Origin of the sequence: Enterobacter asburiae, assembly GCF_001521715.1 — a bacterium.
Classification (GTDB): domain Bacteria; phylum Pseudomonadota; class Gammaproteobacteria; order Enterobacterales; family Enterobacteriaceae; genus Enterobacter; species Enterobacter asburiae.
In genome coordinates this window covers 4,000,854-4,021,892 of sequence record NZ_CP011863.1, presented here as the reverse complement: position 1 = coordinate 4,021,892, position 21,039 = coordinate 4,000,854, and the positions used below count along the sequence as shown (strand labels likewise).

17 protein-coding genes and 2 pseudogenes are annotated in these 21,039 nt (G+C 55.9%); 5 read left to right on the top strand and 14 right to left on the bottom strand.

The genetic code is table 11. The annotated features are described in order from the left end of the window. Positions 1 to 52 precede the first annotated feature (52 nt). Entirely contained in the window at positions 53 to 1,120 is a 1,068-nt protein-coding gene (degS, locus tag ACJ69_RS19465) for an outer membrane-stress sensor serine endopeptidase DegS (RefSeq protein WP_023309386.1), read from the top strand. Between the two features lie 57 nt (positions 1,121 to 1,177). On the opposite strand, the gene mdh is transcribed toward degS, so the two are convergent. Then, positions 1,178 to 2,116 carry a malate dehydrogenase gene (gene mdh, locus ACJ69_RS19460; RefSeq protein ID WP_023309387.1) on the bottom strand — a complete coding sequence of 313 codons (939 nt, stop codon included), beginning with the start codon at positions 2,114 to 2,116 and terminating at the stop codon, positions 1,178 to 1,180. 397 nt (positions 2,117 to 2,513) lie between these two features. On the opposite strand from mdh, the gene argR reads away from it, so the two are divergent. The 3 genes from argR (at position 2,514) to yhcN (ACJ69_RS19445) (ending at position 4,001) form a co-directional block, all read left to right on the top strand. Next, positions 2,514 to 2,984, top strand: coding sequence for a transcriptional regulator ArgR (gene argR, locus ACJ69_RS19455; RefSeq protein WP_023309388.1), 471 nt, complete (start codon positions 2,514 to 2,516; stop codon positions 2,982 to 2,984). A 375-nt stretch (positions 2,985 to 3,359) separates the two neighbouring features. Further along, entirely contained in the window at positions 3,360 to 3,623 is a 264-nt protein-coding gene (yhcN, locus tag ACJ69_RS19450; protein ID WP_029740076.1) for a peroxide/acid stress response protein YhcN, read from the top strand. Between the two features lie 111 nt (positions 3,624 to 3,734). Beyond that, positions 3,735 to 4,001 carry a peroxide/acid stress response protein YhcN gene (gene yhcN / locus ACJ69_RS19445; RefSeq protein ID WP_023333630.1) on the top strand — a complete coding sequence of 89 codons (267 nt, stop codon included), beginning with the start codon at positions 3,735 to 3,737 and terminating at the stop codon, positions 3,999 to 4,001. A 62-nt stretch (positions 4,002 to 4,063) separates the two neighbouring features. On the opposite strand, the gene ACJ69_RS19440 is transcribed toward yhcN (ACJ69_RS19445), so the two are convergent. From ACJ69_RS19440 to aaeX, 5 genes and pseudogenes are all read right to left on the bottom strand, one after another. Beyond that, a complete protein-coding gene (locus tag ACJ69_RS19440; protein WP_023309391.1) occupies positions 4,064 to 4,336 on the bottom strand; it encodes a barstar family protein in 273 nt (90 codons plus the stop codon). Positions 4,337 to 4,381: 45 nt separating this feature from the next. Beyond that, positions 4,382 to 5,835, bottom strand: a pseudogene (locus ACJ69_RS19435) (NAD-dependent succinate-semialdehyde dehydrogenase). A gap of 90 nt (positions 5,836 to 5,925) precedes the next feature. Beyond that, positions 5,926 to 7,893, bottom strand: coding sequence for a p-hydroxybenzoic acid efflux pump subunit AaeB (gene aaeB, locus ACJ69_RS19430; RefSeq protein ID WP_054829680.1), 1,968 nt, complete (start codon positions 7,891 to 7,893; stop codon positions 5,926 to 5,928). A gap of 5 nt (positions 7,894 to 7,898) precedes the next feature. Next, a complete protein-coding gene (gene aaeA / locus ACJ69_RS19425; protein WP_023309394.1) occupies positions 7,899 to 8,831 on the bottom strand; it encodes a p-hydroxybenzoic acid efflux pump subunit AaeA in 933 nt (310 codons plus the stop codon). 7 nt (positions 8,832 to 8,838) lie between these two features. Then, positions 8,839 to 9,042, bottom strand: a complete 204-nt coding sequence (gene aaeX / locus ACJ69_RS19420; RefSeq protein ID WP_003860416.1) for a p-hydroxybenzoic acid efflux pump operon protein AaeX — start codon at positions 9,040 to 9,042, stop codon at positions 8,839 to 8,841. A gap of 179 nt (positions 9,043 to 9,221) precedes the next feature. Between aaeX and aaeR the strand changes: the two genes are divergently transcribed. Continuing rightward, positions 9,222 to 10,148 carry an HTH-type transcriptional activator AaeR gene (gene aaeR / locus ACJ69_RS19415; protein ID WP_023616809.1) on the top strand — a complete coding sequence of 309 codons (927 nt, stop codon included), beginning with the start codon at positions 9,222 to 9,224 and terminating at the stop codon, positions 10,146 to 10,148. A 76-nt stretch (positions 10,149 to 10,224) separates the two neighbouring features. Here the strand turns inward: aaeR and tldD are convergent, their stop codons facing one another. The 8 genes and pseudogenes from tldD to ACJ69_RS19375 all read right to left on the bottom strand — a co-directional run. Beyond that, on the bottom strand, positions 10,225 to 11,670 hold the full coding sequence (gene tldD, locus ACJ69_RS19410; RefSeq protein ID WP_059347559.1) for a metalloprotease TldD: 1,446 nt from the start codon (positions 11,668 to 11,670) through the stop codon (positions 10,225 to 10,227). 84 nt (positions 11,671 to 11,754) lie between these two features. After that, a complete protein-coding gene (gene yhdP / locus ACJ69_RS19405; protein WP_059347557.1) occupies positions 11,755 to 15,558 on the bottom strand; it encodes an AsmA2 domain-containing protein YhdP in 3,804 nt (1,267 codons plus the stop codon). Between the two features lie 42 nt (positions 15,559 to 15,600). Next, positions 15,601 to 17,070, bottom strand: a complete 1,470-nt coding sequence (rng, locus tag ACJ69_RS19400; RefSeq protein WP_010436156.1) for a ribonuclease G — start codon at positions 17,068 to 17,070, stop codon at positions 15,601 to 15,603. Further along, complete coding sequence (locus ACJ69_RS19395) at positions 17,060 to 17,653, bottom strand: Maf family protein (protein WP_059347556.1); 594 nt, start codon at positions 17,651 to 17,653, stop codon at positions 17,060 to 17,062. The genes rng and ACJ69_RS19395 overlap by 11 nt, the downstream gene beginning before the upstream one ends. 9 nt (positions 17,654 to 17,662) lie before the next feature. After that, positions 17,663 to 18,151, bottom strand: coding sequence for a rod shape-determining protein MreD (mreD, locus tag ACJ69_RS19390; protein WP_023309399.1), 489 nt, complete (start codon positions 18,149 to 18,151; stop codon positions 17,663 to 17,665). After that, positions 18,151 to 19,167: a rod shape-determining protein MreC gene (gene mreC / locus ACJ69_RS19385; RefSeq protein WP_023309400.1), complete on the bottom strand. Its 1,017-nt coding sequence runs from the start codon at positions 19,165 to 19,167 to the stop codon at positions 18,151 to 18,153. The genes mreD and mreC overlap by 1 nt, the downstream gene beginning before the upstream one ends. Before the next feature lie 62 nt (positions 19,168 to 19,229). Then, the gene (mreB, locus tag ACJ69_RS19380) at positions 19,230 to 20,273 is read right to left on the bottom strand and encodes a rod shape-determining protein MreB (RefSeq protein ID WP_000913396.1); all 1,044 of its coding nucleotides are present in this window, start codon (positions 20,271 to 20,273) and stop codon (positions 19,230 to 19,232) included. Positions 20,274 to 20,555: 282 nt separating this feature from the next. Then, positions 20,556 to 20,996, bottom strand: a pseudogene (locus tag ACJ69_RS19375) (EAL domain-containing protein); the annotation flags it as partial. Between the last annotated feature and the right edge of the window lie 43 nt (positions 20,997 to 21,039).

Below are 21,039 nucleotides of genomic sequence, written 5' to 3'. Positions count from 1 at the left end.
GGATAACTCATGTTATGCTGCAAATCGTTCCTTTTTTAACGACACGCGCATCATGCTTTTAAAGCTCTTACGTTCTACTGTCATCGGTTTGATTGTCGCTGGCCTGCTGCTGCTGGCGCTGCCGTCTTTACGTCAGTTCAATAAACTGTCGGCTCCCCAGTTCGATAGCACGGATGAAACGCCGGCCACCTATAATCAGGCCGTTCGCCGTGCCGCACCTGCCGTGGTTAACGTCTATAACCGAGGCCTGAATACCTCAGCCCATAACCAGCTGGAGATCCGCACCCTCGGCTCCGGCGTGATCATGGACGAGCGCGGCTACATTATTACCAACAAACACGTGATTAACGATGCCGACCAGATCATCGTCGCTCTGCAGGATGGCCGCGTGTTTGAGGCGTTACTCGTTGGTTCTGACAGCCTGACCGACCTGGCCGTTCTGAAAATTAATGCCACGGGCGGTTTGCCGGTCATCCCGATCAACCGTAAACGTACCCCGCATATTGGTGACGTCGTACTGGCTATCGGTAACCCTTACAACCTGGGCCAGACCATCACCCAGGGGATAATCAGCGCGACCGGTCGTATCGGTTTGAACCCCTCCGGGCGGCAGAACTTCCTGCAAACCGATGCCTCCATCAACCACGGTAACTCCGGCGGGGCGCTGGTCAACTCGCTGGGCGAACTGATGGGCATCAACACCCTCTCGTTTGATAAGAGTAACGACGGTGAGACGCCGGAAGGGATCGGCTTTGCCATTCCGTTCCAGCTGGCGACCAAAATTATGGATAAACTGATCCGCGACGGACGCGTGATCCGCGGCTACATCGGTATCGGCGGGCGCGAAATTGCGCCGATGCACACCCAGGGCGGCGGTATCGATCAGATTCAGGGCATCGTGGTTAACGAGGTGGCACCGGGTGGTCCGGCGGCTAACGCGGGGATTCAGGTAAACGATGTCATTGTGTCGGTCAACGGCACGCCAGCGGTCTCTGCGCTGGAGACGATGGATCAGGTGGCAGAAATTCGCCCGGGTTCTATCATCCCTGTTGAGGTCATGCGCAACGATAAGAAACTGACGCTGCACGTGACGATTCAGGAATATCCGGCCACTAACTGACAGACATAAAAAAACGGAGCGATAAGCTCCGTTTTTTTTACCGGGAGACGGTTCGTTTTACTTGTTAACGAACTCTTCGCCCAGGGTGATATCTTTCTTCAGCGTATCCAGCATGCCTTCCATCGCGTGTTGTTCAAACGCGCTCAGCGTACCAATGGATTTACGCTCTTCGATACCGTTTTTACCCAGCAGCAGCGGCTGAGAGAAGAAGCGAGCGTGTTCGCCATCGCCTTCAACGTAAGCGCATTCAACAACGCCTTTCTCGCCCTGCAGAGCGCGAACCAGTGACAGACCAAAACGCGCAGCCGCCTGGCCCATAGACAGGGTCGCAGAACCGCCACCCGCCTTCGCTTCCACCACTTCGGTGCCTGCGTTCTGGATGCGTTTAGTCAGGTCAGCCACTTCCTGCTCGGTGAAGCTCACGCCTGGGATCTGCGACAGCAGAGGCAGGATGGTGACGCCAGAGTGACCGCCGATGACCGGAACTTCCACTTCTGTTGGCTGTTTGCCTTTCAGCTCAGCAACAAAGGTGTTGGAACGGATGATATCCAGCGTGGTTACGCCGAACAGTTTGTTTTTGTCGTAAACACCCGCTTTCTTCAGCACTTCTGCCGCGATAGCCACGGTGGTGTTCACCGGGTTAGTGATGATGCCGATGCATGCTTTCGGGCAGATTTCTGCAATCTGCTGCACCAGGTTTTTCACGATGCCCGCGTTGACGTTGAACAGGTCTGAACGATCCATGCCTGGCTTACGCGCCACGCCTGCAGAAATCAGCACCACGTCGGCACCCTGCAGAGCAGGACGTGCATCTTCACCGGAGAAGCCTTTGATTTTTACAGCAGTCGGGATGTGGCTCAGGTCAACCGCCACACCTGGGGTTACCGGGGCAATATCGTACAGGGAGAGTTCTGAGCCTGAAGGCAGTTGGGTTTTCAGTAGTAGGGCAAGCGCCTGGCCGATACCACCAGCAGCGCCGAGGACTGCGACTTTCATCCTAAACTCCTTATTATGGTTAACTTAAGTATCTGTAAATCCGTTGCGGCGACCATAATTCAGCAAGTAAATAATTACAATTTTCGTAGCTAAAGAATTTGAGGTCACGCGACTTTATCTCTCACCAGAAGACTATCTGACGACAGAGGGCAACGCATTAAGAGGTGGTTACAATACACCCTGCCCCGCCACCAAAACAACATCATTTTGATAACATTTAATTTACTTTTAAGCTTATTTGCGCGGCGTGACCCAGACATGTTTTCTGATAACGAAATCTGATAAAATCACTCCCTTTCATAACATTATTTCAGCCTGGCGCTGAGTAGATAATTTGCATAAAAATTCATCCACATGCATAATAATGTTGTTTCTATCGTCATATTCCGGGTGACTTATGCGAAGCTCGTCTAAGCAAGAAGAATTAGTAAAGGCCTTTAAGGCGCTACTTAAAGAAGAGAAATTCAGTTCTCAGGGAGAAATTGTTCAGGCGCTGCAGGAACAAGGCTTCGATAATATCAATCAGTCGAAAGTCTCCCGCATGTTAACGAAATTTGGCGCGGTGCGTACGCGAAACGCCAAGATGGAGATGGTCTATTGCCTGCCGGCAGAACTTGGCGTGCCGACCACCTCCAGCCCGCTCAAGAATCTGGTTCTGGATATCGATCATAATGACGCCGTCGTGGTGATCCACACAAGCCCGGGTGCCGCGCAGCTGATTGCCCGCATGCTGGACTCGCTGGGTAAAACGGAGGGTATCCTCGGGACTATCGCCGGCGATGACACCATCTTCACCACACCGGCTAGCGGTTTCTCCGTGAAAGATCTCCACGAAGCGATTCTGGTTCTGTTCGAACAGGAACTCTAATCCCCTCTCCCCGTAGCGCCGCTGCGGGGATCGTTCTGCTTCTGCTGCGTTTCCCCCTCTTTTCCACTGCCCTTCACTTTGACAAATAGTGCTTTTTACCACCCATTAACATTCATCTGGTGAATGCTAAATCAAAAAATCGCACAAAAAATCAAAAGCGGGTATCCATATGATTTAATTAGATATACCTGCTATAAATGTACAAAAAACACCCAATATTATGCATTTTGGTTATAAAAAACAGACTGGTTAACACGTAATAACAAGGGAAACCATTAGTCTGGTATTAATTTTTACCGTTATTAGTGTATACTTGATTTTGTGATGAGGGTCACGAAACAAGACCCCACTAAAAAATTCGACGAGGTAAGAATCATGAAAATCAAATCAACTGTAGCGGCGCTCAGCGTCCTGTCTGTCCTGTCATTCGGTGCTTTCGCAGCAGACTCTATCAATGTTGACCAGGCGCAATCCCGCCAGGCCATCGGTACGGTTTCTGTCGGCGCGGTCGGCACATCGCCAATGGACATGCATGAGATGCTGAACAAAAAAGCGGAAGAACAGGGTGCGTCATCCTATCGCATCATCGAAGCGCGTTCTGGTGACCACTGGCACGCCACCGCTGAGCTGTACAAATAAGTTTTAGTAATAGCTGAAAACGTAAATCTCCACTCAACGGCACCAGGCATAAAAATAGCGGTTCAACCCTTCTCGCCGTTGAGTAAAAAACCCTATTCAGGAGTAAAGACTATGAAAACCAAATTGATCATCGCAACCCTCGGTCTGGCATCTGTTCTCTCTTTCGGCGCAAGCGCAGCCGTACAGCAGGTAAATGCCGACCAGGCACAAAATCTACAGCGTATGGGCAGCATCTCCGTAACGTCTGTCACCGGTTCACCGATGGATATCCGCCACGAACTTGCCGCCAAAGCTGAAAAAGCAGGCGCCAGCAGCTACCGCGTCACCGAACTGAATCAGGGTGACCACTGGCATGCAACGGCAGAACTGTATAAATAAACCCTCGTCGTATCTCATCATACGACTTGCCCCTGGCCTCATGGTCAGGGGCTTTTTTTCATTCAATGCCGCGCGTTAAAGCGCAGCTGCCCTTCAAGCTCTTCTTCCGCTTCATCGAACAGCAATATCAGCGCGCCAAAACGTCTTCGCAGCTTATCGGGCAAATGGATGAACTCAATTTCCAGCGGTAGCGGCAACTGACTGCCGGTGACCACGTCCCACAGCGTATCCAGATTCGTCACGCTTTCCCGTTCAAGATCAAACGCCCGGATAAATTCACGGTAGAAGTCTTCCTGACTGTCGATCTCGTCAAAATCAAACGTATAGGTTTTCATTGCCAGCCACCCAGTCCAGGCGAGCGGCAGATGCCGCCCTGTCTATTATAATCCCCCAATATGCAGGGTTTTAACTTCCAGATACTCTTCCAGCCCCAGCACGGAGCCCTCTCGTCCAAGACCTGACTCTTTTACGCCGCCAAAGGGGCCGAGCTCCGTGGAGACGGCGCACTCGTTGATGCCGATCATCCCGCTCTCGATGGCCTGTGAAACACGGAAGACCCGAGAAAGATTCTGGGTGTAGAAGTAAGCCGCCAGTCCATACGGCGTATTGTTGGCGCGCTGGATGACTTCATCTTCCGAGGTGAAACGGAAGCACGCCGCCACCGGGCCAAACGTCTCTTCTTCTGCGAGCTTCATGCCTTCATGACAGTCGCCCAGTACGGTTGGCATCCAGAAATTCCCGCCAAGCGGATGGGGTTTACCCCCAGCCAGTACGGTTGCGCCCCGGGCAACGGCATCGTCGACATGCTCACGCACCTTGTTGACCGCAGAAGGTTCAATCAGCGGCCCAACGACTACCCCCTCCTCAAGACCATTCCCCACCTTCAGCCCATTCACCGCATCGGCAAGTTTATTCACAAATTTGTCGTAGACGGTTTCCTGAATATAAAAACGGTTCACGCTGACGCAGACCTGCCCGGCATTGCGGAACTTGTTGGCGATCGCGCCCTTAACCGCTGCGTCGATGTCCGCATCCTCAAAAACGATATACGGGGCATTTCCCCCAGCTCCATCGAGACTTTTTTCATGGTTTCTGCGGCGTTACGCACCAGCGTTTTGCCGACGGAGGTTGAACCGGTGAAGGAGATTTTACGCACGTCGCGGCTTGCCATGATCGCATCGCTGATTTCATGCGTATTCCCGGCTACGGCGTTGAGAACACCGTCGGGCACTCCGGCCTGTTTCGCCAGCGTAAGCAGCGCAAAGGCGCTGAGCGGCGTGTTGTTGGCCGGTTTAATTACCCCGGTGCATCCGGCCGCCAGCGCCGGGCCCAACTTGCGGGTGAGCATGGCCATCGGGAAATTCCACGGCGTAATCGCCGCGACCACACCAATGGGTTCACGGGTCGCCAGAATGCGTGAGCCGGGTTTGATCGGCGGAATAATTTCACCGTTCGCGCGTTTGGCCTCTTCGGCAAACCACTGGATAAAGCTGGCGGCATACTCGACTTCTCCCTCCGCTTCTTTCAGGGGTTTGCCCTGTTCGGTGGTCATCAACCGCCCGAGCCAGCTTTTATTCTCAATAATCAGCTCGTACCAGCGGTAGAGAATCGCCGAGCGCTCTTTCGCGGTTTTGGCACGCCATGCCGGGAAGGCCTGGGTAGCCGCTGCGATAGCGTCTTCGGTTTGCGCTTTACCCGCTTTAGCGACTTTAGCAATGACCTCGCCGGTCGCGGGATTCAGCACATCAAAGGTTGTATCCAGCGTTTTCCAGATTCCGTTGACCAGATAACCGGTCTGAAAAAGGATGTGGTCCTGAAGCGCCTGGGTCGTCATGTGTTCTCCCTTTCTGAAATGTAAGAACGTGCTGGAATAAGTATAGCCACAAAAAAACCGACGCTTTTGGCGTCGGTTTTTTTACTTCTGTCAGTTATCCGTGAGGGCATTCTGGTAGCGATGCAGCATAAACACCAGCCGTCCTACCGGCTCGGTCACCTGAGGCGGTGCCTCCCAGTGCTTGAGCTTTTCCTGATAGATATCGAGCTCTTCAAGCAGCTGCGTAAAGTAGCGACGCCGTTTGTCATCGCTGCTGGCAGAAAGCACGTGATCGGCGGTACGACGCAGCTGGCGGTGCCAGGCCGACAGATCGTCGTTGATCGGCACGGGCGCGTTACGCAAACGCTGGTGTGCGATGATCATGGTTAACGCCAGCCGGAACTTCGCGATATCGCCCGGGAACTTGTTCAGCAGTAAAAACAGCTGCTGGTAGAGCGCGGGCAGATGGTTCTCTTTACGGCGCGCGGTATTGGTAGTCAAAGACGACACGGCAGCCGACACGAACTGGTTCAGCAGCACGCGGCCCGTTCTTGCCTGCGAGTTATCCCGAACCAGCAGTATCACCATCATGGCCAGGAAGCAGCCCACCAGCTGGCCTAACGCGCTGTCGAGGAACTGGCTGAAATGGAAGGTCATCGGGTTATCGAGCACGATGATGTTAATCGTACTCGCCAGCGCCCCCAGCGATCCCAAACGCCGCTTTTGCACTTCAATGCCGATAAAGAACGCCATTACCGCCAGGCTAATACAGAGCAGCAGCATGCTCTGTTGCGTCGACGGGATGATGACCAGGAAATAGAGCGCGCCTATCGGCAGGGCGGCAATGGTGCCGTAGAGGAAATCAACGGCAACCATACGCGGGTTAGGCAGACGCATCGCCAGTGCGGTCACAACGGCAATCATTACCATCGCGCCGCTGCCGGACGTCCAGCCCGTCCACAGCCAGAACAGCGTGCCGAGCATGCAGGCAAGCGTCGTACGCCAGAAGTTGACCATGGCGTGATGGCGCTCGGCGGATTCCGCCTTGATCACCACTTCCCCCTGCAGCACCTCTTCTTCCGCCGCGCTGATTTTGGTGTTGCCGATCACTCCGCGCTTCAGCAGCAGATAGCGCGTCGCGGCGCCGACCCAGGTATAGATGGTCACCGGCGTGTCGCGCTCCCCGGTCCAGGCAATCACCCGGCGCATGCGCTTGAGCTGCTTATGCACGTCCTGTACGGTTTCCACCGGCTCGGCAAACAGTTCACGGAACGTATCGGTGACCGCTTCCGGGCGCGTGTTCTGAATCAGATAGGTTTCACATGCCTGTGTAATCAGCGTCAGAGAGACGGTGTTAAGGGCTTTAAGGCGTCGATTCGCGTGGGCCCAGCGCGAGGACTCCATATTAAGATTGCTGCGCATCCCTTCCAGCGCCTGCGTACGGCGTACCAGCCCGCTCCAGGCTTTATCCACCTCTTCGCTGTCGCCGTGCTTAATGCACAGCTGCATCAGCTGATACTGGGCAACGATCAGCGCGTCAAGCTCACGGTCGACTTCCTGCTTGATGGAGCGCGGGGAGAAAAGCAGATCAGCGACGATCGCGCTGACAATACCAATCACAATTTCGCTGCATCGCTCCACCGCAAACTGCGGGGCCAGCAGCGGCTCGGACTGGATGGTGATGATAATAATCAGCGCGGTATAGCCCGCCAGCCCCCAGGCGTAGGAGTTCTCCACTTTCACCAGAGACGAGATCCAGGTGCAGAAACCCGCCCAGATGCAGCAGACCATCAGCATCAGCAGCGGGGTGCGGATCATGAGAATAATAATGGTCAGCGCCGCGAAACAGCCGATAAACGTCCCGATGATACGCAGCATCCCGCGATAGCGGATCGCGCCTGAATAGGGTTCCCCACCCGCGGCAAAGGCCGGGCCCGCCGCGACAATCGCAGCCGTCAGCACTGCCCAGCGAGGGGTTTCAAGCTGGAAGTGAAAGCCAACAAACAGCGCCAGCACGATGGCGCACGCCAGCTTCACGGCGAAGCGAATGTGCTGGCTGGCGATGGAAAAGATACCCATGGCGATTAACCAAACTCGCGCAGGCGGTGGGCAATTTTACGGAAGAACGAGTCCTGGCTGGCATCCCGGTCCTTTTCACCGGTGATCACCACCGTCGCCGTGGTACCCGCGGGCCACAGATTTCCCTGCTGTTCATCCAGGTGGATGCGCACCGGCACGCGCTGGGCCAGACGCACCCACTCCAGGTTGGAATCGACCGTCGCCATCCCTTTGGCATCGTTAGAGCTGCTGGAGTTAGTCACCCCTGCGGCAACGCTGTCGACGGTGCCTTTAAAGACGCGGTTGCTGCCGAGCGGCGTAATTTCCGCCCGATAACCTGGGCGCACGCCTTCCAGCTTGGTCTCTTCCATATAGGCGAGCACGTAGAAGGAGTTCTGTTTAACCAGCGCCACGGCGGTTGAGCCGCGGGTAATGAATTCCCCGGCATAGACGTTGAGGTTGGTCACCCAGCCATCTGACGGCGCGCGGATCACGGTGCGCTCGAGATCGAGCTTCGCCAGATCGCGCGTTGCCTGCGCTTTCGCCAGCTGGTGCAGCACGGTTTGCAGCACGTTGTTGGACTGGTCAATCTCTTCACGGGACATTGCCTGAACGCCCAGCTGATTACGGCGGCCTGCCTCGCGGCGTTTCTCCGCAGCGAGCGCCTGATAATAGGCCACGTCCGCTTCCGCCTCTTCCAGCGCTTTCTGGTAACGAGGCTGGTCGATGGTGAACAGGACCTGATCTTTCTTCACCAGCTGGTTGTCGTGGACATTGACCGCTGTGATAAGACCGGCCACGTCAGGGGCTATTGCCACCACATCGGCGCTGAATCGTGCATCACGCGTCCACGGTGATTCGGTGTAATAAACCCAGGCGCGGAAAATAGCGATGAAGGCGAGGATAACCAGCGCCATTGTGATGGCAGTGCGGGAGATTTTTCTTGTTAGCGTTTTCACATCAACCTCAGACAAACATGCGCGATATCAGATAAAACAGGCAGCAATACAGCGCGGTATTGAACAATGCAGGGTGCCAGACGAAATCGTAGATCCCGGTAGGGACCAGCACCTTGCGCACCAGCCAGAAGATCGCCAGTGATAAAAGAAGCTCGAAAAATATCGGCGGGAACGACAGACCGAACACCACGATAACGGGAAACAGACTCATGTTGACCTTGATAAGAGAGAGTGCAGGCTTCAGAATTTTTAAGCGCACGCCACCGCGGGAGAGCAAGAAACGCCAGGCGAGAATGGCGCAGCCGTTATGTAATAAATAATATATTAACGTAACTGTTATGCTGTTATCTATAATATGTGATCTAAATCACTTTTAAGCCAGAGTGAACAATGGAACGTTTAAAACGCATGTCGGTCTTCGCCAAAGTGGTTGAACTGGGCTCGTTTACCGCCGCTGCCCGCCAGCTTCAGATGAGCGTCTCATCCATCAGCCAGACGGTGTCCAAACTGGAAGATGAGCTTCAGGTCAAGCTGCTCAACCGCAGTACCCGCAGCATTGGGCTGACGGAGGCGGGTAAAATTTACTATCAGGGCTGTCGCCGTATGCTGCTTGAAGTGCAGGATGTTCACGAACAGCTCTATGCCTTCAACAACACCCCTATCGGCACGCTGCGCATCGGGTGTTCTTCAACTATGGCACAAAATGTTCTCGCTGCCATGACCGCGGATATGCTGAAAGAGTACCCTGGGCTTACGGTCAATCTGGTGACGGGTATCCCGGCGCCGGACCTGATTGCCGACGGGCTGGACGTGGTGATCCGCGTCGGCGCGTTGCAGGATTCCAGCCTGTTCTCGCGCAGGCTGGGCAGCATGCCGATGGTGGTCTGCGCCTCAAAAAGTTATCTGGCGCAGTACGGCGTTCCGGAGAAACCCGCCGATCTCACCAACCACTCGTGGCTGGAGTACAGCGTGCGGCCCGATAATGAATTCGAGCTGATTGCCCCGGAAGGGATTTCTACCAAACTGCTGCCGGAAGGGCGGTTTGTCACTAACGATCCGATGACCATTTCGCGCTGGCTGGTGGCCGGGGCCGGGATCGCCTACGTGCCGTTAATGTGGGTGATCAACGAGATCAACAGCGGCGTGCTGGAGATCCTCTTCCCGCGCTACCAGTCCGATCCGCGTCCGGTGTACGCCCTGTATACCGAAAAAGACAAACTCCCGCTCAAGGTACAGGTGTGTATTAACTATCTGACCGAGTATTTTGTGGACGTGGCGGAGCTGTTTCAGGGGATGCGGGGGAGAAGGAAAGAGTAGACCTTTTTTCATAAGGACGAGGAAAAAAGACAGCGTGGAGCAGTACCCTCTCCCCTTTGGGGAGAGGGTCAGGAAATTACGCCGTGCCGCCCACCGTCAGGTTGTCCACCTTCAGCGTTGGCTGGCCTACGCCAACCGGCAGGCTCTGGCCCTCTTTACCGCAGACGCCCACGCCGTTATCCAGCTTCAGATCGTTACCGACCATAGAGATCTGCTGCATGGCTTCAATACCGGAGCCAATCAGCGTCGCCCCCTTCACCGCTTTGGTCACTTTGCCTTTCTCGATCAGATACGCTTCTGACGTAGAGAAAACAAACTTACCGGAGGTGATGTCCACCTGGCCGCCGCCAAAGTTTGGCGCAAAGATACCGTAATCAACGGATTCGATAATCTCCTGCGGCGTGGATTTGCCCGGCAGCATGTACGTGTTAGTCATGCGCGGCATCGGCAGATGCGCGTAAGATTCACGGCGTCCGTTGCCCGTCGGCGCTACGCCCATCAGGCGCGCGTTGAGTTTGTCCTGCATGTAGCCTTTCAGCACGCCGTTTTCGATCAGCACGTTGTACTGGCCTGGCGTACCTTCATCGTCAATAGCCACCGAGCCGCGACGATCGCGCATGGTGCCGTCATCCACCACGGTGCACAGCTCAGAGGAGACAAGCTGCCCGATTTGACCGCTGAACACGGACGTCCCGCGACGGTTAAAGTCGCCTTCCAGGCCGTGGCCTACGGCCTCGTGCAACAGCACGCCCGGCCAGCCAGCGCCCAGCACCACCGGGAATGAGCCCGCCGGCGCCGCGACGGCATTCAGATTCACCAGCGCCATGCGCACGGCTTCTTTCGCCCACGCGTCGGCGCGTGCTTCACCGTCAACGTCGCCCAGGAACCAGTCATAGCCGAAACGACCGCCGCCGCCGCTTGAGCCGCGCTCGCGTTTGCCGTCGTCATCGACCTGCACGCTGATGGAGAGACGCACCAGCGGGCGAACGTCTGCCGCAAGGGTACCGTCCGTTGCCGCAACCAGAATCAACTCATACACACCGCTCAGGCTGGCAGAAACTTCCTGCACGCGTTTGTCCGCCGCGCGGGCAACTTTGTCCACGCGACGCAGGATATCCAGCTTCTCTTCACGGCTCATGCTCTGCAGCGGATCGATGCTGGTATAGAGCGCAGAGTGCTGCACTTCTCCCAGGGTTTTCACGCGACCATCGCCGGTATCACGCACAATGTTACGCGCGGCCTGTGCGCTCTGCTCAAGTGCGGTGAGGCTAATCTGATCGGCATAGGCAAAACCGGTTTTCTCGCCGCTGACGGCACGGACGCCGACGCCCTGGTCAATGTTGTAGGAGCCATCTTTGATGATGCTGTCTTCTAAAACCCAGGATTCGTGATAGCTCGACTGGAAATAAAGGTCGCCGTAGTCGAGACGGCGTTCGGTCAGTTGACCAAGAATGGAGAACAGGTCCTGATGGCTCAGGCCGTTCGCTGCGAGCAAATGTTCACTTACCAGGTTCAGACTCATCGTATTGCTACTCGTTCGTTGCCGCCCGTGGCGGTATAAAGATCGTATTTATTGAGAGTGAGGCAATTACCTGCCCACGTCAAATCATTGCTGTGCATCTTTGCGCGGCTGGCGCAGCACCTCGTTAATCTGCGGTTTATCTACCGGACCGGTAATGCGGTAGCGCAGAATGGAGACTTTGCTCCACAGCGGACCCAGCACTTTACTGGCGGCAAACACCGCCGCACCGACAATCGGGTTCACCACAAAAGCCGCCGCCACGCCCACGCTGGCGGAAATTTCCGGCGCCACCACGGCTTCCATATCCAGCTCGCGACGCACGAGGTTGACGGAGCCTTTCATGGCGATATCCGCTTCCAGGCCATCCACCAGCGTGTCGTCCGTATGCAGAACGCCGTCCTTGATCCACGCCGTGCTGCGGATGGAATCGTAGTAGAAACCTTCGCTGAAGGTATCGCTGAAATCGAAGCGCAGCTTGCGCAGCAGCGCGTCAAAACTCAGCAGGCGCAGGATCTGCCCGGCGCGCCCCGTGCTCACGTCGGCAATTTCACCTTTGCCAAAGTGGGTTTTCAGAATGCCGTTCAGCGAGGCCTCATCCGGCTTCCACGGGGCGTCACGCCAGTGAAGATCGTAATCGACGTCAAACGACGAGCCACGCAGCGGCGTGCTGATACCAAAGAAATTGGCTGCCGCATCCAGCTTGTTGCCTTTAATGTCGCCCTTCAGGGACGTTCGCTGCTCGCCCGGGTTATTCACCCATTCCCCTGCGGCCGTCATGCGGCCAAAACCGGTATCAACCAGGCCGCCGGAGAGCGTAAGCGTGTTGGCCTGAATAGTGAAATCACCGTCGATACGGCCATATTTCTGCCCCCACAGCCAGCACTCCGCACAGCGCAGCTGAAGATCGGGCCAGCCGCTAAAATCGACGCGGGAAACATTACTCAGCGGCGACGCCTCTGCCGGTTTATCTTTCCCGCTCGCGGCGCTTGCCGGGTTGTAGTAGAGGTAGCGGATCGCCGCCTGCCACGGCGCGTGATTGCGCATGGTCAGCGTGCCGTTTATCTCTCTTCCCTGGGCCTCCACCTTCGTGCCGTTAGCGCCAGGCTGTGAAACCAGGCTCAGGTTGTTCCACTGCTGTCCGCCCAGCATCAGCGACGGCGTACGTACGGTAATGGTTTGCGGGAACTGGGCGGTTTCATCAACGTTCTGCCCTACGCCTTTCTGGAACAGCGCCAGCCACTCTGCGCCGTCCATCGGTGGGAGGTTCAACTCAATGCCAGCCTGCTCCGGCAGAGGCGGCGTGGAGCGGCTATCCGTTGTCCAGATGGCTTTGTCGAGGGTGAGCTTGCGGTTAAGCAGCCAGCGGCTGTTGAAGTGGTTTGTCCCGCCCGCGCTTCCGGTCAGCGCGAAGCTGTTCAGGTTGCCATCGACGTTCAGCTTTACCGGCAGCGGCTGTCCGGCCTGTTTATCCAGCGGCGCAGGCAGCTGGCTCTGAAGGTTTTTCAGATCGCCCGTGATGTCGACCTTATACTGGGCGCCCGCGTGATAAGGCAGGTCAATTGTCACTTTACCCTGCCAGGCGACTGCGCCCTGCACTGACGCCTCAATGGGTTTCGGCAGGACGTCCATTCGTGATGGCTGCCAGTTACCGTCCAGATTGACGGCCACCTGATAAGCCTTTTCACCCTCGGTGGTCGTGAAGTCGATATTAACGGGCTGATTAAACCAGCTGGCCGTAAGCGGCTCGCTCTTCAGGTTACCGTTCTCAAAGCTGAACTGCCCGCTGAGATTTTTCAGCGTGCTCTCAAGGGGTTTGATGAACAGGCTGTTGTTCTTCAGACGGACGTCGCCTTTGGCGGTGGTCATCTCTCCGTCCAGCGGGATATCAAGATGTAAGCGAGCATTCACATCGCCATCAAGCTGTAGCTGCTGGAGCGTCGCCGCCAGCGACTCTTTCAGCGGCGTCTCCTCAAAGTACGGTCCCACCGCTTTGCCCGGACCGTTGATATCGGCATCAATCAGCAGCTTCTCTTTTGAGTAGTCCGGGATGTTGGCCGTCAGGTTGCTGGCCGTCACGCCGCCCAGCGCCACGCTGTCGGACTTCATCCATAGCCCGTCATTGAGGAAGTTGAGCTCGATATCCAGGTTTTTCAGCGCGGGCCAGCCGGGCTGGAACGCAAAGGTCGCGTTTTGCAGTGGGACCAGCACCTGGAACTGGCCTTCATTATGTTTGTACGGGAAAAGATGCGGATTACCGCCGTAGACCAGCGTGGCATTGTCCGCCTGACCGCCCTGAATCGCGCCGCTGAGATAGTCCACCAGGGCTTTTCCCATCAGGTTTTCCGGGAAGTAGCGCCAGGCCTGAGAGCCGTCATCGGTGCTGATCCCGGCCAGAATACCCAGCCACGGCTCATCGCCCTCAGGCTGCAGATAGCGGAAATCGCCGCGCGCGTGAACGGCTTTGGCTTTCACATCGATATGGCGGCCATCAAGCTGGAAGCCCTTGTCGTTACGGAGCCAGTTAAGCACCGCGCTGCCCTGTTCGATTTCCAGCGGCGCGCGGAAGACCGTCTCGTAAGGCATTTTGGCGTCGTGCATATCAACCGTCAGCCTGCCGTTTTCCACGCTGCCTTCCAGCTTGCCGCTAAAGTGTTCCGCCCCCGGCAGCAGCTTCCACTGCTTCCAGGCAAGATCTTTCCACGTGGCCTGGAAGCGGGTTTTTTCCGTCGCCTGGAGCGGGATATCCAGCGCCAGAGCGTCTATCTTCCCGCTCGGCTGCGTTGCCAGCCAGATCTCGCCCAAATCCGGAGAGAGTTTTGCCGCCATCGAGCGCAGGCCTTCAATGGCCGCCAAATCCAGGTTGCTGGCGCGGATGCGCAGCTCGTCGCTGCGTTTACTGGCCGTGCCGCCGACGTCCTGCTCCGGCATCCAGGCCAGCGTCAGCGCACCGCGCGGCCACGGCTTGCCGTCCATGGTGATGCGCGTATCCGGAATGGCAAACTGCCAGCCCTCTTTCTCCTGCGTCACGTGCGCGGTGAGGTTATCGACGGAAAGCTGATGCTGCTGTTTTTCGCCTTTCCAGCTGGCGCCCCCCTGCTTAAGCCAGATATCGCCGCTGGCAAATTCGCCTTTGGTCAGGGTCAGCCAGCCTTCAAGGCTGAAACGGGCAGTCTCCAGCTGCATGTTTTGCTGGATCCAGTCGCCCAGCCATGGCTTCACGTCCACATCGTCGGCCTGTAGCCAGACTTTGCCGTTGTTTAACAGGCCGTCGTCGTCCCGCAGATCCATACGCACCTGCATCACGCCGTGCTGGCCGTTCAGGCTTGAGAGATTGACCTGCCCCTCGGCGCGGTGACGTTCTTTACCGTTGAGCCAGGTCAGCTGAGGGATCGCCAGTTCAGCGCGCTGGCCGGAGAGGGTAATGAAGCTCACTTCGCTGTCGCGCAGATCGAAGTGATCGAACTGGCGGAGGAAAAGATCGCTAAAGCGGTTGGCTTCAAGACCCTGACCGCTATCGCCGCCAGACAGCGGCGTATTGGTCAGGAACTGGAGTTGATAAAAGGTGAGATCGCGAAACTGCCAGCGCAGATGCAGCAGGCTTTGCCAGACGTCCAGCGCCAGGGTTACGCGTTTGATTTTCAGATAGCCGCCATCTTTCAGGCTGGCGTTGATATCCCGGACATCGAGCGTCGGGCCAAAATTCTGCCAGTTAGCGCTTAGCTGGCTTACGTTCACCGGCACGCCGGTGGTGGATTCAATTTTAGCCAGCAGCTGCGGACGCCAGCTGTCCAGATGCGGTAATACGAGGCGTAGCCCGCTCACGAGCAACGCGACAATCACGACCAGCGTTGCCCCTGTAAGCAATAAAATCCCCGGCAATCGCCTCACGCATCTCTCCTTGTCAGCTTTCGTCACGCAGCGTACTGCGTCTTACATCATCACGACGTCAAACTGCTCCTGGTTATAGAGCGGTTCAATTTGTACTTTTACCTGTTTGCCGACAAAGATTTCCACTTCCGCCAGCGCGTGTGACTCTTCGCCTTTCAGCGCTTCAGCCACCGCAGGGGAAGCATAGACCAGAAAACGATCGGAGTCGTAAGCATGATGAACACGGACGATTTCACGCATAATTTCGTAGCAGACGGTCTCAACCGTCTTTACCGTTCCACGTCCATGGCAGGTTGGGCATTCATTACACAGCACATGCTCAACGCTCTCGCGGGTACGCTTACGCGTCATTTCCACCAGCCCCAGCTGCGAGAAGCCGTTAATGCTGGTTTTCACGCGGTCTTTGCTCAGCGCCTGCTCAAGCGAGTGCAGCACGCGGCGACGATGGTCTTCATTACTCATATCGATAAAGTCGATGATGATAATGCCGCCCAGATTGCGCAGACGAAGCTGGCGCGCAATCGCCTGCGTGGCTTCGATGTTGGTATTGAAGATGGTGTCATCGAGATTGCGATGGCCGACAAATGCGCCGGTGTTGATATCGACGGTGGTCATCGCCTCGGTCTGATCGATGATCAGATAGCCGCCTGACTTCAGCTCGACCTTACGCTCCAGCGCGCGCTGGATCTCGTTTTCGACATCATAGAGATCGAAGATCGGCTGACGTCCTGAATAATGCTCCAGCAGGCCTGGCATCTCCGGGATGTACTCAGCGGTAAATTCCAGCAGCGCCTCATAGGTCAGGCGCGAGTCCACGCGAATGCGGTCGAGCTGCGCATCGGCAAAGTCACGCAGAACGCGCTGGGCAAGCGCCAGTTCACCGTAGAGCTGGTAGCGGGTCTGGTTGCGTTTTTTACGCTCCATCACTTTGGTCCAGACGCGCTTCAGGTAAGCCGCATCCGACGCCAGGTCTTCTTCGCTGATCCCTTCCGCAGCGGTACGGATGATAAACCCGCCCTGCTCATCGCAGTAGGCGCTGACCACTTTCTTCAGACGCTCGCGCTCGGTTTCGCTCTCAATACGCTGCGAAACGCCCACGTGCGACGCGCCGGGCATAAAGACCAGATAGCGGGAAGGTAAGGTAATGTCGGTGGTCAGACGGGCGCCTTTGGTGCCGAGGGGATCTTTCACCACCTGCACCATCAGATCCTGCCCCTGACGTACCAGTTCAGAAATATCGCGCACGGCAAACTGCTTTTGCTCTTCGCCCGCGACGCACTCGGTGTGCGGCATGATATCGGAGGCATGTAAAAACGCCGCCTTATCCAGTCCAATATCTACAAAAGCCGCCTGCATACCCGGTAGTACACGACTGACACGACCTTTGTAGATATTGCCTACTATTCCGCGCCGCGCTTCACGCTCAATATGAATTTCCTGAAGAATGCCACCATCAATATAGGCCACACGGGTTTCCGATGGCGTTACGTTTACCAACAATTCAGCCGTCATAATTATCCCTTCCCTCACGCAGTGAGTTAAAATTGCTCAGCAACTCATACGTTTCCACCAGCGGTAAGCCGACTACGGCGTGATAGCTGCCATTAATCTTCCTGACAAAACAGCCACCCAGCCCCTGAATACCGTATGCACCTGCTTTATCCATCGGTTCACCGCTGGCAATATAAGCGGCGATGTCGTCGTCGGTAAGTACTCTGAACGTCACTTCGGTCACCACCAGGCAATCCAGCACGTGCTGGCGGTCAGCCAGCGCGACGGCCGTCATCACCTGATGCGTTTGTCCGGACATTTTGTGCAGCATGCGCGCCGCATGATCGGCGTCGCGCGGTTTCTCAAGCACTTCACCGTTCAGAATAACGATGGTATCTGCTCCCAGCACGGGAAGATCGCGTTGCACACTGGCCACGCCCGCCTGCGCTTTCTCGCGCGCCAGGCGAGACACGTACTGTTGAGCGCTTTCGCCCTCAGCACGTTTTTCTTCAATGCCGGTAACGATGCGTTCAAAAGAGACTCCTAGCTGCGTCAGGAGTTCCTGACGGCGCGGGGAGCCGGAAGCGAGATACAAAGACGTCATAGAAACCTTTTATTGCACAGCAAACTGCTGGCGAACCTTACGCATCAGCAGGAATAACCATGGCCAGAGCACACCGTTTACTACACTACTCCAGAACACTTCCGGTCGGAAAGAGACGTTGATCACTAAAAACTCTGCCCAGAAAACAACGATATCCGCAGCGAGCGACAATAACATCACCACCAGGGCCTGTTGCCAGAGCGCAAGGTTACGAAAGAGCTGGAATTTGAGTGCGACGAGGTACGCAATAATGCTCATGGACAAGGCGCGCACGCCAAGCGTAGAGCCGCTAATGAGATCCAGTATGGCACCCATCACGAAACCTGTGCCGACATTTACGCGATGCGGCAGGGCAAGGATCCAGTAGAGTAAAATGAGCAATACCCAGTTTGGCCGGAAAACGAGAATGTCATCCGGCCAGGGCATCACTTGCAGTAACAGTGCAATGAGAAACGAGAGCCAGATGACCCAGCGTCCCTGGCTACGATAGCTTGCCACTACTGCCCTCCCGAAGAGAGTTTAGGCGGTGGCGGCGCATCCGGCAGCGGCTGCGTTAACCCGGTTGCCGGCGCCGGTACTGGCGCAGGCGGGCCCATGGAATCCGCAGGCGGGAGAACCTGTGGCATCATCTGCATCAGGCGCTCATTTGCCACGCGATGTACCTCTTCAGGCGTCATCGGATTAGCACCGTTACGATCGGCACCCCACAGCAGCAGTAGATAGCGCAGACGCTGCAAACCGGCGGTTGGACGCGCCTGAATCACGGTATAGGCACGCTGAGTATCCAGCTTGACCGAAGAGACCACCGCAACCGGATAGCCTTCAGGGAAGCGTCCACCCAGACCGGACGTCACCAGCACGTCGCCCACGCGGATATCCGTGTTAGCCGGCAGGTGTTCCAGCTGCAGATCGTCCGTACAGCCGTTACCGGCCGCAATCACGCGGATGTCGTTGCGCAGAACCTGGATCGGCAGCGCATGCGTGGCATCGCAAATCAGCAGCACGCGGCTGGTCAGTTTGGCCACGGCAACAACCTGGCCCACGACGCCTTTATCACTGATAACAGGCTGACCTTCATACACCCCGTTCACGCTCCCTTTGTCGATCACAACCTGATCGCTGTAGGGGTCGTTCACGGTGGAGATCACCTGCGTGACCATTTTCTGCTCATCCTGACGCAGCGGCGAGCCGAGCAGTTCACGCAGACGCGCGTTCTCCTGCTTGTATTGCCCCAGCATCAGCAGTTCGCTGTTTTTCAGCAGCAGTTCCTGACGTAATGCCCGGTTTTCGAGTTCGAGTTGGTCACGCGAAGACAGCGTTTGAGAAACGGAGTCGAGCAGTTCACGGGGACCATTTGAAACAAAGTAGAAAGGACTGACGGCGGTATCCATGTACGTTCTGATCTGGCTGAACGTACCGAGGCGGCTATCGGCAATAATGACCCCAAGCGCAACCAGAACCGCCAGGATGAGGCGAAACTGTAGCGATGGGCCACGGCTAAAAATTGGCTTCATAGGCTATGCGTATTCTCGCGTCAGAGAGAAAGGGTAGCAAATTGCTACCCTCTCAAACTCGACTACTCTTCGCTGAACAAATCGCCGCCGTGCATGTCGATCATTTCCAGCGCCTTGCCACCACCACGGGCGACGCAAGTCAGTGGATCTTCTGCAACTACGACAGGAATACCTGTCTCTTCCATTAACAGGCGGTCGAGGTTACGCAGCAGCGCACCACCACCGGTCAGAACCATACCGCGCTCGGAGATATCGGACGCCAGCTCTGGTGGGCACTGTTCCAGCGCAACCATTACCGCGCTCACGATGCCCGTCAGTGGTTCCTGCAGAGCTTCCAGAATTTCGTTGGAGTTCAGGGTGAAACCGCGTGGAACACCTTCAGCCAGGTTACGGCCACGTACTTCGATCTCACGCACTTCATCGCCCGGATAGGCAGAGCCGATTTCGTGTTTGATACGCTCTGCGGTGGCTTCACCGATCAGAGAGCCGTAGTTACGGCGCACATAATTAATGATGGCTTCATCGAAACGGTCACCACCGATACGTACGGAAGAGGAGTACACCACGCCATTCAGAGAGATAACGGCCACTTCAGTGGTACCACCACCGATATCCACCACCATAGAACCGGTAGCTTCGGAAACAGGCAGACCCGCACCGATGGCCGCAGCCATTGGCTCTTCAATCAGGAACACTTCACGTGCACCTGCACCCTGGGCAGATTCACGGATTGCGCGACGCTCTACCTGGGTTGCGCCAACCGGCACACACACCAGAACACGCGGGCTTGGACGCATGAAGCTGTTGCTGTGAACCTGCTTGATGAAGTGCTGAAGCATTTTTTCAGTCACGAAGAAGTCGGCGATAACGCCGTCTTTCATTGGGCGAATGGCGGCGATGTTGCCAGGGGTACGACCCAGCATCTGCTTTGCGTCATGACCCACTGCAGCCACGCTTTTCGGCGAGCCTGCACGATCCTGACGAATGGCCACAACGGAAGGCTCATTCAATACGATGCCTTGTCCTTTTACATAAATAAGGGTATTCGCGGTACCCAGGTCAATGGACAGGTCATTGGAAAACATGCCACGAAATTTTTTCAACATACTAAGGGATAATCCTGAAAGCTGGGGCGGAAAACAAAATCCGCTTACTTTACCAACCACACGCAGCAGCGACAAGGCGCAAAAATCATCTGCAACGGTGAAAATTTGTGCAGTACGTTTCCTGATGTTACAAAATCATCCCCTGACTCCCTCAGGGCTGAGTAAACAGTAGCGTTCCCCACTGACGTTTGTAACCCGTTACAGGTCGTTCACTGGCTTTTTGCTCGACATACTCAAAGCTACAGGCGCGATATTCTACGTGAAAACAGCGTAAACGGCAGGTCAAACAGAGTATCTTTGCAAATATTTTTTCACGTTGGTGTCAAGCGGTTGAGAGGCAGCAAAAAAATCTCCCTGACCGCCCATCACGCCGCGCGCTGTTAACATCTGCCATTCGCTTCTGGAGCGCACGCCCGTGGCAAATACTTGTGTTCGCGTACCCTTGCACGCTTCTACCAGACTCTGTACCAGCAGCTGGTTTTCCGTACGCTTCTCAATATTCCTTACCAGCCCCGGATGTAGCTTTAATAACTCCACATCAAGCTCCTTGATCCAGCTGGTGCTGACCAGCGTTAAACCTGCCTGCGTCACAGCGATACGTGCACCGAGCGCATTGATCAAACGTACCACCGGACGTAACCGGCTGATGTGTTGACCTACATCGGCCTCAGCAAGTTCAAAAATAATGTGTTTACGTTGCGATTTTTCGCATTGCATTAGGGAAGGTGCGAACAAGTCCCTGATATGAGATCATGTTTGTCATCTG

Bases quoted from the DNA above. Each gene is read 5' to 3' on its own strand.
- degS (WP_023309386.1), top strand. From the start codon at position 53: ATGCTTTTAAAGCTCTTACGTTCTACTGTCATCGGTTTGATTGTCGCT.
- mdh (WP_023309387.1), bottom strand. From the start codon at position 2,116: ATGAAAGTCGCAGTCCTCGGCGCTGCTGGTGGTATCGGCCAGGCGCTT.
- argR (WP_023309388.1), top strand. From the start codon at position 2,514: ATGCGAAGCTCGTCTAAGCAAGAAGAATTAGTAAAGGCCTTTAAGGCG.
- yhcN (WP_029740076.1), top strand. From the start codon at position 3,360: ATGAAAATCAAATCAACTGTAGCGGCGCTCAGCGTCCTGTCTGTCCTG.
- yhcN (WP_023333630.1), top strand. From the start codon at position 3,735: ATGAAAACCAAATTGATCATCGCAACCCTCGGTCTGGCATCTGTTCTC.
- ACJ69_RS19440 (WP_023309391.1), bottom strand. From the start codon at position 4,336: ATGAAAACCTATACGTTTGATTTTGACGAGATCGACAGTCAGGAAGAC.
- aaeB (WP_054829680.1), bottom strand. From the start codon at position 7,893: ATGGGTATCTTTTCCATCGCCAGCCAGCACATTCGCTTCGCCGTGAAG.
- aaeX (WP_003860416.1), bottom strand. From the start codon at position 9,042: ATGAGTCTGTTTCCCGTTATCGTGGTGTTCGGTCTGTCGTTCCCGCCG.
- aaeR (WP_023616809.1), top strand. From the start codon at position 9,222: ATGGAACGTTTAAAACGCATGTCGGTCTTCGCCAAAGTGGTTGAACTG.
- tldD (WP_059347559.1), bottom strand. From the start codon at position 11,670: ATGAGTCTGAACCTGGTAAGTGAACATTTGCTCGCAGCGAACGGCCTG.
- rng (WP_010436156.1), bottom strand. From the start codon at position 17,070: ATGACGGCTGAATTGTTGGTAAACGTAACGCCATCGGAAACCCGTGTG.
- ACJ69_RS19395 (WP_059347556.1), bottom strand. From the start codon at position 17,653: ATGACGTCTTTGTATCTCGCTTCCGGCTCCCCGCGCCGTCAGGAACTC.
- mreC (WP_023309400.1), bottom strand. From the start codon at position 19,167: ATGAAGCCAATTTTTAGCCGTGGCCCATCGCTACAGTTTCGCCTCATC.
- mreB (WP_000913396.1), bottom strand. From the start codon at position 20,273: ATGTTGAAAAAATTTCGTGGCATGTTTTCCAATGACCTGTCCATTGAC.